Here is a 9,904-nt window from a genome sequence, read left to right as displayed (position 1 = left end):
CCGGCTGAACCAGCCGAGCCGGCTGAACCAGCCGAGCCGGCTGAACCAGCCGAGCCGGCTGAACCAGCCGAGCCGGCTGAACCAGCCGAGCCGGCTGAACCAGCCGAGCCGGCCGACCCCGCCCAAGCTGCCGAGCCCGCCCACCCTGCCGAGCCCGCCCCCGCACCGGAAAGTCGAGACGACGCCCATGGTCCGCGCCGCCATCCTGCCCGCCGTCGGAGCACCGCTGGAGATAAGGGAGATCGTGCTGCCCGATCCCGGCGCCGGGCAGGTACGCGTCAGGCTGGCCGCGGCCGGCGTCTGCCACTCGGACCTCTCCCTCACCAACGGCACCATGCGGGTCCCCGTACCCGCCGTCCTCGGCCACGAGGGCGCGGGCACGGTCCTCGCCGTCGGCGAAGGCGTCACCCACGTCGGCCCCGGCGACGGCGTCGTGCTCAACTGGGCCCCGTCCTGCGGGAAGTGCCACCACTGCACCATCGGCGAGGTCTGGCTCTGCGCGACGGCGCTCGCCGGGGTCGGGGAGGTCTACGCCCACGACGCGCAGGGCACGGCACTGCACCCCGGACTGAACGTGGCCGCGTTCGCCGAGGAGACCGTCGTCGCGGCCGACTGCGTACTGCCCGCACCCGCCGGGATCCCGCTCGCCGAGGCCGCCCTGCTCGGCTGCGCCGTCCTCACCGGCTACGGGGCCGTCCACCACAGCGCCCAGGTCCGCCCGGGCGAGTCGGTGGCCGTCTTCGGAGCCGGCGGAGTCGGCCTGGCCGCGCTCCAGGCCGCCCGGATCGCGCAGGCGGGCCCGGTCATCGCCGTCGACGTCTCGCCGGCCAAGGAGGAACTGGCGCGCGCGGCCGGGGCCACCGAGTTCGTGCTCGCCTCGGACACCACCGCCCGGCAGATCCGTGCGCTGACCGGCGGGCAGGGCGCGGACGTCGCCGTCGAGTGCGTCGGACGGGCCGACACCATCCGCGGCGCATGGGAGTCGACGCGCCGCGGCGGCCGCACCACCGTCGTCGGCATCGGCGGCAAGGAGCAGCAGGTGACCTTCCACGCCCTGGAGATCTTCCACTTCGCCCGCACCCTCTCCGGCTGCGTCTACGGCAACAGCGACCCCGCCCGCGACCTGCCGGTGATCGCCGAACACGTCCGCGCGGGCCGCCTCGACCTGGGCGCCCTCGTCAGCGACCGCATCACCCTCGACGACATCCCGGCAGCGTTCGACGCCATGCTGGCGGGCAAGGGCGGCCGCTCCCTCGTCCTCTTCTGACCGGGCTCGCAGCCGGAGGACCGGTCCGCGGCGACAGGCCCGCCACCGACATGCCCCGCGGCCACAGGCCCGGTACCGGCGGGGCCCCGCACGGACAGGGCCCGGTACCGGCAGGGGCCCGTACTGGCAGGGTCCCGCACCGACAGGCCCGCCACCGGCGTGCCTCGCGTCGGCAGGCCTCGCGTCGGCGTGCCTCGCGTCGGCAGGCCCCGCGTCGGTGGGCCCCGCGCCGGCGGGGCCCGCGCGGCTCAGTCGTCCCGGTTCGCGTGCGCCAGCGCCGCGTACTGGAGGGCCAGGCCGTCCAGCAGCGCCTCCAGGCCCGTCTCGAACGCGCCCTCGTCCACCTCGCGCTGCCGCTCCGCCAGCAGGTGGGCCCGGCCCAGATGCGGGTAGTCCGCCGGGTCGTACGCCGCGCGGTCGTCCACGAAACCCCGGGCGAAGGACCCCACCGCCGAGCCCAGGATGAAGTACCGCATGAGCGCGCCGATCCGGGTCGCCTGCGCCGCCGGCCACCCGGCCTCCGTCATCGCACCGAACACCGCGTCCGCCAGCCGAAGCCCGGCCGGGCGGCGCCCGGGGCCGCGGGCCAGGACCGGCACGATGTTGGGATGGTCCGCGAGGGCGTCCCGGTACGAGTGCGCCCACGCGTGGAGGGCCGCCCGCCAGTCCTGCCCGCCGTCGAACATCGACAAGTCGACTCGTGAGCTCACCGCGTCCGCCACCGCGTCCAGGATCTCGTCCTTGGTGCGGAAGTGGTTGTAGAGCGAGGGCCCGCTGACACCGAGCGCGGCCGCCAGCCGCCGGGTGGACACCGCCTCCAGCCCACCCGCGTCGACCAGCACCCCGGCCGCCTCGACGATCCGGTCCCGGCTGAGAAGGGGCTTGCGCGGTCTGGCCATGCGCCACATAGTAGGGCCTGCCCACCAAAAACTACCGGTGCTAGTTAAGCCCGCGCCGGCCCCACCCCCGCCAACCCCCGGAGGAGGTCCCGGTGAATCTGGAGCTGAGCGAGGAGCAGAGCGCCGTACGCCGGCTCGCCCGAGAGTTCGCCGAGCGCGAGATCGTCCCGTACGCCGCCGAGTGGGACCGCGCCGAGAGCGTGGACCGGGCCATCGTGAAGAAGCTGGGCGCGCTCGGCTTCCTCGGCCTGACCGTCCCCGAGGAGTACGGGGGCTCCGGCGGCGACCACCTCGCCTACGTCCTGGTCACCGAGGAGCTCGGCCGCGCCGACTCCGCCGTGCGCGGGATCGTCTCCGTCTCCCTCGGCCTGGTCGCGAAGACGATCGCCGCCTGGGGGACCGAGGAGCACAAACGCGCCTGGCTGCCGCGCCTGTGCTCCGGCGACGCGCTCGGCTGCTTCGGGCTGACCGAGCCCGCGGCCGGCTCCGACGCCGCGAACCTCACCACCCGCGCCGTGCGCGAAGGGGACTCCTACGTCCTCCACGGGAACAAGATGTTCATCAGCAACGGCACCTGGGCCGATGTGGTGCTGCTCTTCGCCCGCACCGGCGAGGAGTCCGGCCACCGCGGGATCTCCGCCTTCCTCGTCCCCGCCGACGCCCCGGGCCTGACGCGCCGCGAGGTCCACGGCAAGCTCGGCCTGCGCGGCCAGGCCACCGCCGAACTCGTCCTCGACGGCGTCCGCGTCCCCGCCTCCGCGATGCTCGGCCCGCAGGGCAAGGGCTTCTCGGTGGCCATGTCCGCGCTCGCCAAGGGCCGCATGTCGGTCGCCGCCGGCTGTGTCGGCATCGCGCAGGCCGCCCTGGACGCGGCCGTCTCCTACGCCGCCCACCGCGAGCAGTTCGGCAAGCCGATCGCCCACCACCAGCTGGTCCAGGAGCTCATTGCCGACATCGCGGTCGACGTGGACGCGGCCCGGCTGCTGACCTGGCGCGTCGCCGACCTCATCGACCGTGGGCGCCCCTTCGCCACCGAGGCCTCCACCGCGAAGCTCTTCGCCTCCGAGGCCGCCGTGCGTGCCGCGGGCAACGCCCTCCAGGTGCACGGCGGTTACGGGTACATCGACGAGTACCCGACCGGGAAGCTGCTCCGCGACGCCCGTGTGGCGACCCTGTACGAGGGCACCAGCCAGATCCAGAAGCTCCTCATCGGCCGCGCCCTCACCGGGGTTTCAGCCTTCTAGGGTCTGTATCGAGTTGCCCCGTGGAGCAAGGAGCGGCGTTCGGTGCGTGCCGGGCGTCGCGACGCCGCGGGGCAACTCGATACAGACCCTAGTCCCGTGATCCGGTGCAGCTTTGCGGCCACGGCACTGGCGAGCCCGGGGCCCCGCGGGTTGAGTACCCCTATGAGTACGCGTGCGGATGTGCTCCGCTCCGCCGCGGCCGATGCTCGACGCATGAACGAGACACCGGTCAAGCAGCAGAGCACGGGGGCGTACTACGCGCAGGCCGTCGCCGCCTTCGCCATCGCCCTCATCGCCGTGGCCGTGGGGATCTACCGCCTGGAGGCCGACGGCTGGGTCCGCGCCTTCCTCGGGATCGCGGTCCTCTACCTCACCACCTCCGCCTTCACCCTCGCCAAGGTCATCCGCGACCGCCAGGAGGTGACGCAGATCGTCAGCCGGGTGGATCAGGCCAGAATGGAGAAGATCATGGCCGAGTACGACCCGTTCGCGCCGAAGTAGCCCTAGCGCCGCCCGGGGGCCGCAGCGGTCGGCCCGAGAACGCTAAGCGCTTGCTCACCCACCCTGTAGGGTGTTCACTCCCGAACGGTGAAGAGGTGAGTGGGCGATGGACAGCGCGGAGGACACGGCCGACGGCTACCGGCCGTGGTCCGAGGTCACCCCGGACGCGGCACGGCGGCTGCTCGTCGCCGCCGTCGACGCCTTCGCCGAGCGCGGCTACCACGCCACCACCACCCGCGACATCGCGGGTCGCGCCGGCATGAGCCCCGCCGCGCTCTACATCCACTACAAGACCAAGGAAGAGCTGCTCCACCGGATCAGCCGGATCGGGCACGACAAGGCCCTCGACATCCTCACCACCGCCGCCGACGGGCCCGGCTGCGCCGCCGAGCGCCTCGACGCCGCCGTACGCTCCTTCGTGCGGTGGCACGCCGCGCACCACACCACCGCGCGCGTGGTCCAGTACGAACTCGACGCCCTCGCCCCGGAGCACCGCTCCGAGATCGTGGCGCTGCGCCGGCAGAGCGACGCCGCCGTGCGCCGCATCCTCGCCGACGGGGTCGCGGCGGGGGAGTTCGACGTGCCCGACGTGCCGGGCACCACCCTCGCCGTCCTGTCGCTGTGCATCGACGTGGCCCGCTGGTTCAGCGCGGCCGGACAGCGCACGCCCGACGAGGTCGGCGCGCTCTACGCCGACCTCGTGCTCCGCATGGTGGGCGCGCGGCCGCGCCCTCAGAAGTAGTAGCGGGACACCGACTCCGCCACGCACACCGGCTTCTCGCCGCCCTCGCGTTCCACCGTCACCGTGGCCGTGACCTGTACCCCGCCACCCGCCTCCGCCACCTCCGTGATCACGGCGGTCGCGCGCAGCCGCGAGCCGACCGGCACCGTCGCCGGGAAACGTACCTTGTTCGTCCCGTAGTTGAGGCCCATCCGCATGCCCTCGACCCGCATGACCTGCGGCACCAGGCTCGGCAGCAGCGACAGCGTCAGATAGCCGTGCGCGATGGTGGAACCGAAGGGTCCGGTCGCGGCGCGCTCCGGGTCCACGTGGATCCACTGGTGGTCGCCGGTGGCGTCCGCGAAGAGGTCGATCCGCTTCTGGTCCACCTCCAGCCACCCGCTCGGACCGAGCGGTTCGCCGATACCGGCGTGCAGTTCCTCGGCGGACGTGAAGACCCTCGGCTCGGCCATGCCTGTTCCTGTCTCTCGCGGACCACTGACTGACGAACGAATAAGCGCTTGCTCAGCATGCTGGGACCGTATGTGTATGTCAACGGACCTCCGGCTACCCTCGGCCGGGTGCCGCAGATTCCCGAAAAAGTCCACGAACTCACCGTCGGCCAGTTGTCCGCCCGTAGCGGCGCGGCCGTCTCCGCGCTCCACTTCTACGAGGCCAAGGGCCTGATCAGCAGCCGCCGCACGGCCGGCAACCAGCGCCGCTACACCCGCGACGCGCTGCGCCGGGTGGCGTTCGTACGCGCGGCCCAGCGGGTGGGCATCCCGCTCGCCAGCATCCGTGAGGCACTGGCCCAGCTCCCCGAGGAACGCACCCCCAACCGGGAGGACTGGGCCCGCCTGTCCGAGGCCTGGCGCACCGAGCTCGACGAACGGATCAGCCGACTCGCCCGCCTGCGCGACCACCTGACGGACTGCATCGGCTGCGGCTGCCTCTCGATGGAGACCTGCGCCCTGTCCAACCCCGACGACGTCTTCGGCGAACGCCTCACCGGCTCCCGTCTCTGATACGTCCCGCCGCCCTCAGCCCTCACGGCTCCCGAGGCAGCAGTTCCCGAGCCGCCGTGACCAGTTCGGCGTTCGAGCGCGCCGGCCGCCCGCCCGGCAGGTGCAGTACGTCCCCCACGCCGGTCCGCACAGCCGTGCCGCACCGGCCGGCCAGGCGCAGCGCCGGCCAGGAGGCCCCGTCGCGCCCGAACAGCAGCACCGCCTCCGGCGGCAGGCCGCGCAGGCCGGCCGGCAGGGCCGCAGGTGACCCCGCCCCGGCAGCGGTCGCCCGGGACTCCGCCCCGGTGCCGGCCGCCCGCGCCTGCCGCGCCCCCGCGGTGATCTCCGCCGCCACCCGGACCCGGCCGCCGCCCGGACCGCCGCCGCCCCGGCCTGCTCCGAGTCCCCGCTCCTGGCCCCGTGCCAGCCAGGCTCGCAGCCGCCCCAGCGCCTTCGGCCCGGCCGGCCCTCCGAGCGGCACCACCGCGTCCACCGCGACCCCCCGTTCCAGCAGGGCCTGCGCAAGCTCGGCCGCCCCAGGCTCCGCGAAGTGCACCACCGCCCGGTCCGGCAGCACCGTCCACGCCCGGACCCGCGCCAGCCGCTCCGCCGGATCCGGCTCGGCCCCGATGCCCGCCGGCACGGTCAGCGGTACGCCCACCCCCGCGCCCCGCAGCACCTCCAGCACCGGCCCGACCACCCGGGGCGAGAGGCTCTCCCGCCCGCACGGGGTCCGCGGATGCACCAGCACCTCACCCGCCCCGGCGGCGACCGCCCGCACCGCCGACTCCGCGAGATCCGCAGGGGACATGGGCACGGCAGGCCCGTCGGCGGCGCTGCGCGAACCGTTCAGCGACACCACCGCCGACCGGCCCGCAACGCTCACGCCGCGCCCGCCGAGGGGAGGTCCGCCAGGGCCGGTCTCGGCACCACGATCCCGCAGCCCGCGCACACCGGCCCGTCCCACGCCAGCGCCCCCGCCCACGGGCCCACCGGAGCCACCTCAGGCCAGCGCAGCTCGGTGTCCCCGCAGACCGGGCACCCCGTCCCCGGCTCCGACTCCAGCGCCCGGACCAGCCGCCGCAGCACCTCGCCCAGCGTCCCCTCCGGCCGCACCCCCGGGTCCGCGCAGCGCACCACCGCGTCCCCGCTGCCGCCCCACGCCCACTCCGGCCGGCGCAGCCCGTGGTGCTTCTCCCTGCGGCGCCGTTCCGCGAACTGGCGCTCGTACTCCAGCCAGACCGTCCGCGCGTCCTCCAGCTCCTCCAGCGCGGCGACCAGCCGCAGCGGGTCGGCCCCCCGGTCCTCGGGGGCGATCCCGTGCCGGTCGCACAGGTGCCACCATGTGGCCCGGTGCCCGTAGGGCGCGAACCGCTCCAGGCAGCGGCGCAGCGAGTGGCGCCGCAGGGCCCGGTCATTGCGCGCGTCACGCACCTGATAGGCCAGACTCCGGAATCCCGCCATCACACCATCACCTCCGCCGATGTGCCCAACATGCCCGGTCGGGTGCGGGCGCATGCGGGGGCGGACGAGGCGTGCCGGTGGCACATGGCCGGAACTCAGCGCCCCATGCGCCCCGCGGCCACCACCACCCGGGCCAGTTCCTCGTGGCAGATGTCGCTGTGCGCCCCCGAGGGGGCGCCGCCGCGCCGCACCACGGAGCCCGCGTCCACGCTGACGCAACCGGCCGCGGGCATCCCCTCGCGCAGGGCGGTGTCCAGGCTCAGCCGCGGTGCTCCCCGCACCGCCTGGACCCCGTCGTGCCCGATCGCGCCCCACCGCTCGTCGAAGCCGAGCAGACCGGCCGAATCACCTGCCATCCGGGACGCCAGCGGGTAGAAGACCTTGAGGGCCGAGTCGTGCGGGGAATGGCAGGCCACCAGCGGCCCGGCGACCTTCCGGTGGAGGCCGCGCAGGGCCCCGCCGCGGCCCTTGTCGTGCGGCAGCCGGTCGGCGAACGCGTAGTGGGAGAAGGCCCCCTGGAGCAGGGTCACGGACCTCACGTACCGGGCGCCGTCCGGCACCGCGCGCAGTGAGAAGGACACCACCCGCGCCCCGAAGCTGTGGCCGATCAGGTGGAAGCGCAGCGCCGGACGGCCCGCCGCCAGCTCCGCCAGCACCGGGCCCAGCCCCCGCTCGCCGACCACCCCCGCCCGCTTCTTCATCTTGTAGTACGCCGCCTGCCGGAGCAGTTCCTTGGCGCCGCCCCACAGTCCGCGCAGGCCCCCGCCGACCGTGAGTCTGGCCCCCTCGGCCCCGGCGGCCCCCTCGGCCACGGCCCCGGCCCTCGCCAGGGCGACGGAGAGAGCCCGGCAGACCTCCAGCACGTCCTCCGTGAAGATCGCGGGGACCGCCGGCGCGACCACCGTGTGCACCGTGTCCACCCCGGCCAGCTCCCGTACGAGCGCACCGAACTCGACGAAGGCGGCCACCGAGTCCGGCTGCTCCGCCAGCAGTTCCGCCAGCCGGTCCAGCTCCGCGCGCCGCCCCGGCCAGAAGCCTTCGAGCGCCTGCCGGGTGAGGGGGTCGAGGGCGCAGCCGTAGCCCGCTTCCGCGAGGGCGCCGGGCGCCTCGAAGTCGGGTATCGGCTCGTCGGAGAACCGCATCGAAGGCCACACGACACCCACGTACCCCAGCCGCACCCCCGGCCCCACCAGCGCGGGGAAGGGCGCGAAGAACCGGTCGTAGAGCCGGAGCGCCGTGGACCGGTCGCTGTTCCAGCCGTGCGCGAAGACGAGCACGTCCGTGGCCTCCATCCGTGCCACCGCTCCCTGCGTGGCGCGGTCCACGTCCCCTTCGGAGTCGAAGGTCAGCTCCGCGTACGGCCCCACCCCGATCCCGCTCCCGGTCCCCGTCCTGAAGCCGAATCCGCCAACGACGTCCGCCATGACGTCCCCCTTCACGCCGTGTCTCCGGTGCGGTCAGCATCCTGCTGCGGCGCCCGCCCGGCCAGACCCCCGGCACGACCTCCTCAGGTGTAGAGCAGGTACCGCGCGCGCACCGCCTCGAAGCGCGCCAGCCCCGCCGCCCAGTCGCCCGCGATCTCCTCCACCCCGGCGCCCGCGTCCACCAGCCTGCGTACCCGGTCCGAGCCGGTCAGCTTGTCGACCCAGTGGTCCGCGCGCCAGCCGAAGCCGCTCCACGCCCGGCGCGCGGTGACCAGCAGTCCGATGCCGGCCCGTACCGGGTCGAAGGCCTCCCGGTCGTGCACGATCAGCCGGACCCCGCCGCACACCTTCCCCATGTGCTTGGAGAAGGCCGGAGTGAAGTACGCCTCCCGGAACCACACCCCGGGCAGCCCCAGCGCGTTCGCCGCCTCCGCCCAGCGCCGGTCGATCCCCTCCGCCCCCAGCACCTCGAATGGGGTGGTCGTCCCGCGTCCCTCGGAGAGGTTCGTCCCCTCGAACAGACAGGTGCCGGCGTACGCGAGGGCCGTGTCGGGCGTCGGCATGTTCGGGCTCGGCGGCACCCAGGGCAGCCCGGTCTCCCCGAAGAACGACCCGCGCCGCCAGCCGGACATCGGCACGGTGGTCAGCCGGACCGGCCCGGCGCCCAGGAACTCGCCGTTGAAGAGGCGTGCCAGCTCGGCCGCCGTCATCCCGTGCGCGAGCGCGACCGGCTCCCGGCCCACGAAACTCACGTACGGCCGCTCCAGCACCGGCCCCGCGGCCCGCCGGCCGCCCACCGGATTCGGCCGGTCCAGGACCACCACCGCCTTGCCGGCGAGGGCGGCCGCGCGCATGCAGTCGTAGAGCGTCCAGATGTAGGTGTAGAAGCGCGCCCCGACGTCCTGGATGTCGAAGACGACGGTGTCGATGCCGGCCGCCGTGAACACGTCGGCGAGCCGCTGCCCGCTCTTGTCGTACGTGTCGTACACGGGCAGCCCGGTCGCCGGATCCCGCGCGGCCCCCTCGGAGGCCCCGGCCTGCGCCGTCCCCCGGAACCCGTGCTCGGGCCCGAACACCGCGACGAGGTCGACCCGTTCGTCCGCGTGCAGCACGTCCACCAGGTGGCGGGCGTCGGCGGTGATTCCGGTGGGGTTGGTGACCACCCCGACCTTCTGCCCGGCCAGGACGGCGTACCCGTCCGCCGCGAGCCGCTCGAAGCCGGTACGCACCCGGCCCGCCGCCCGCGGCGCCCCGGCAGCCCCGGCGGTGTCCGCCGCGCCCAGGGCGCACACCGCGCCCGCCGATCCCACTGCCCCCGCCAGCCCCAGCACCCCGCGTCGCGACAACGTCATCCCGACACGCTAAGGCAGCGTGCCCCTT

General features: G+C 74.6%; 12 protein-coding genes. 5 read left to right on the top strand and 7 right to left on the bottom strand.

Annotated elements, in window-relative coordinates:
• Positions 1-189, bottom strand: a 189-nt coding sequence (locus tag ACFWFZ_RS29470) for a hypothetical protein (RefSeq protein WP_387126126.1), incomplete at its 3' end; no start/stop codon positions are given.
• On the opposite strand from ACFWFZ_RS29470, the gene ACFWFZ_RS29465 reads away from it, so the two are divergent.
• Entirely contained in the window at positions 188-1,267 is a 1,080-nt protein-coding gene (locus tag ACFWFZ_RS29465) for a Zn-dependent alcohol dehydrogenase (RefSeq protein WP_387126124.1), read from the top strand. The two genes, ACFWFZ_RS29470 and ACFWFZ_RS29465, sit on opposite strands and share 2 nt — an antisense overlap.
• Before the next feature lie 248 nt (positions 1,268-1,515).
• Here ACFWFZ_RS29465 and ACFWFZ_RS29460 read toward each other — a convergent pair whose 3' ends face one another.
• Entirely contained in the window at positions 1,516-2,166 is a 651-nt protein-coding gene (locus tag ACFWFZ_RS29460; protein ID WP_387126122.1) for a TetR/AcrR family transcriptional regulator, read from the bottom strand.
• A 92-nt stretch (positions 2,167-2,258) separates the two neighbouring features.
• Here ACFWFZ_RS29460 and ACFWFZ_RS29455 point away from each other — a divergent pair, with 92 nt between their 5' ends.
• The 3 genes from ACFWFZ_RS29455 (at position 2,259) to ACFWFZ_RS29445 (ending at position 4,653) form a co-directional block, all read left to right on the top strand.
• Positions 2,259-3,410 carry an acyl-CoA dehydrogenase family protein gene (locus ACFWFZ_RS29455; RefSeq protein WP_387126120.1) on the top strand — a complete coding sequence of 384 codons (1,152 nt, stop codon included), beginning with the start codon at positions 2,259-2,261 and terminating at the stop codon, positions 3,408-3,410.
• A gap of 213 nt (positions 3,411-3,623) precedes the next feature.
• Positions 3,624-3,911: a YiaA/YiaB family inner membrane protein gene (locus tag ACFWFZ_RS29450; RefSeq protein ID WP_387126118.1), complete on the top strand. Its 288-nt coding sequence runs from the start codon at positions 3,624-3,626 to the stop codon at positions 3,909-3,911.
• Positions 3,912-4,017: 106 nt separating this feature from the next.
• Positions 4,018-4,653 carry a TetR/AcrR family transcriptional regulator gene (locus ACFWFZ_RS29445; RefSeq protein ID WP_387126116.1) on the top strand — a complete coding sequence of 212 codons (636 nt, stop codon included), beginning with the start codon at positions 4,018-4,020 and terminating at the stop codon, positions 4,651-4,653.
• Here the strand turns inward: ACFWFZ_RS29445 and ACFWFZ_RS29440 are convergent.
• A complete protein-coding gene (locus tag ACFWFZ_RS29440; RefSeq protein ID WP_030901938.1) occupies positions 4,644-5,105 on the bottom strand; it encodes a MaoC family dehydratase in 462 nt (153 codons plus the stop codon). The genes ACFWFZ_RS29445 and ACFWFZ_RS29440 overlap by 10 nt on opposite strands.
• Before the next feature lie 108 nt (positions 5,106-5,213).
• On the opposite strand from ACFWFZ_RS29440, the gene soxR reads away from it, so the two are divergent.
• Positions 5,214-5,657, top strand: coding sequence for a redox-sensitive transcriptional activator SoxR (gene soxR / locus ACFWFZ_RS29435; protein WP_387126114.1), 444 nt, complete (start codon positions 5,214-5,216; stop codon positions 5,655-5,657).
• A 22-nt stretch (positions 5,658-5,679) separates the two neighbouring features.
• Here soxR and ACFWFZ_RS29430 read toward each other — a convergent pair whose 3' ends face one another.
• The 4 genes from ACFWFZ_RS29430 to ACFWFZ_RS29415 form a co-directional block, all read right to left on the bottom strand.
• Entirely contained in the window at positions 5,680-6,522 is an 843-nt protein-coding gene (locus tag ACFWFZ_RS29430; protein ID WP_387126112.1) for a 3-keto-5-aminohexanoate cleavage protein, read from the bottom strand.
• Positions 6,519-7,100 carry a hypothetical protein gene (locus tag ACFWFZ_RS29425; protein ID WP_387126110.1) on the bottom strand — a complete coding sequence of 194 codons (582 nt, stop codon included), beginning with the start codon at positions 7,098-7,100 and terminating at the stop codon, positions 6,519-6,521. Before ACFWFZ_RS29425 ends, ACFWFZ_RS29430 begins: the two co-directional genes overlap by 4 nt.
• Positions 7,101-7,195: 95 nt before the next feature.
• Entirely contained in the window at positions 7,196-8,524 is a 1,329-nt protein-coding gene (locus tag ACFWFZ_RS29420; RefSeq protein WP_387126108.1) for a serine-threonine protein kinase, read from the bottom strand.
• 83 nt (positions 8,525-8,607) lie between these two features.
• Positions 8,608-9,876, bottom strand: coding sequence for an exo-beta-N-acetylmuramidase NamZ domain-containing protein (locus ACFWFZ_RS29415; protein WP_387126106.1), 1,269 nt, complete (start codon positions 9,874-9,876; stop codon positions 8,608-8,610).
• Positions 9,877-9,904: the final 28 nt, after the last annotated feature.

It is taken from the genome of Streptomyces sp. NPDC060232 (assembly GCF_042726555.1).
Taxonomy (GTDB): Bacteria; Actinomycetota; Actinomycetes; order Streptomycetales; family Streptomycetaceae; genus Streptomyces.
This window is presented reverse-complemented; position numbering and strand designations above follow the sequence as displayed.

Excerpts from the sequence above, each read along its gene's own strand:
- ACFWFZ_RS29460 (WP_387126122.1), bottom strand. The coding sequence starts at position 2,166 with ATGGCCAGACCGCGCAAGCCCCTTCTCAGCCGGGACCGGATCGTCGAG.
- ACFWFZ_RS29415 (WP_387126106.1), bottom strand. The coding sequence starts at position 9,876 with ATGACGTTGTCGCGACGCGGGGTGCTGGGGCTGGCGGGGGCAGTGGGA.
- ACFWFZ_RS29425 (WP_387126110.1), bottom strand. The coding sequence starts at position 7,100 with ATGGCGGGATTCCGGAGTCTGGCCTATCAGGTGCGTGACGCGCGCAAT.
- ACFWFZ_RS29450 (WP_387126118.1), top strand. The coding sequence starts at position 3,624 with ATGAACGAGACACCGGTCAAGCAGCAGAGCACGGGGGCGTACTACGCG.
- ACFWFZ_RS29440 (WP_030901938.1), bottom strand. The coding sequence starts at position 5,105 with ATGGCCGAGCCGAGGGTCTTCACGTCCGCCGAGGAACTGCACGCCGGT.
- ACFWFZ_RS29445 (WP_387126116.1), top strand. The coding sequence starts at position 4,018 with ATGGACAGCGCGGAGGACACGGCCGACGGCTACCGGCCGTGGTCCGAG.
- ACFWFZ_RS29465 (WP_387126124.1), top strand. The coding sequence starts at position 188 with ATGGTCCGCGCCGCCATCCTGCCCGCCGTCGGAGCACCGCTGGAGATA.
- ACFWFZ_RS29420 (WP_387126108.1), bottom strand. The coding sequence starts at position 8,524 with ATGGCGGACGTCGTTGGCGGATTCGGCTTCAGGACGGGGACCGGGAGC.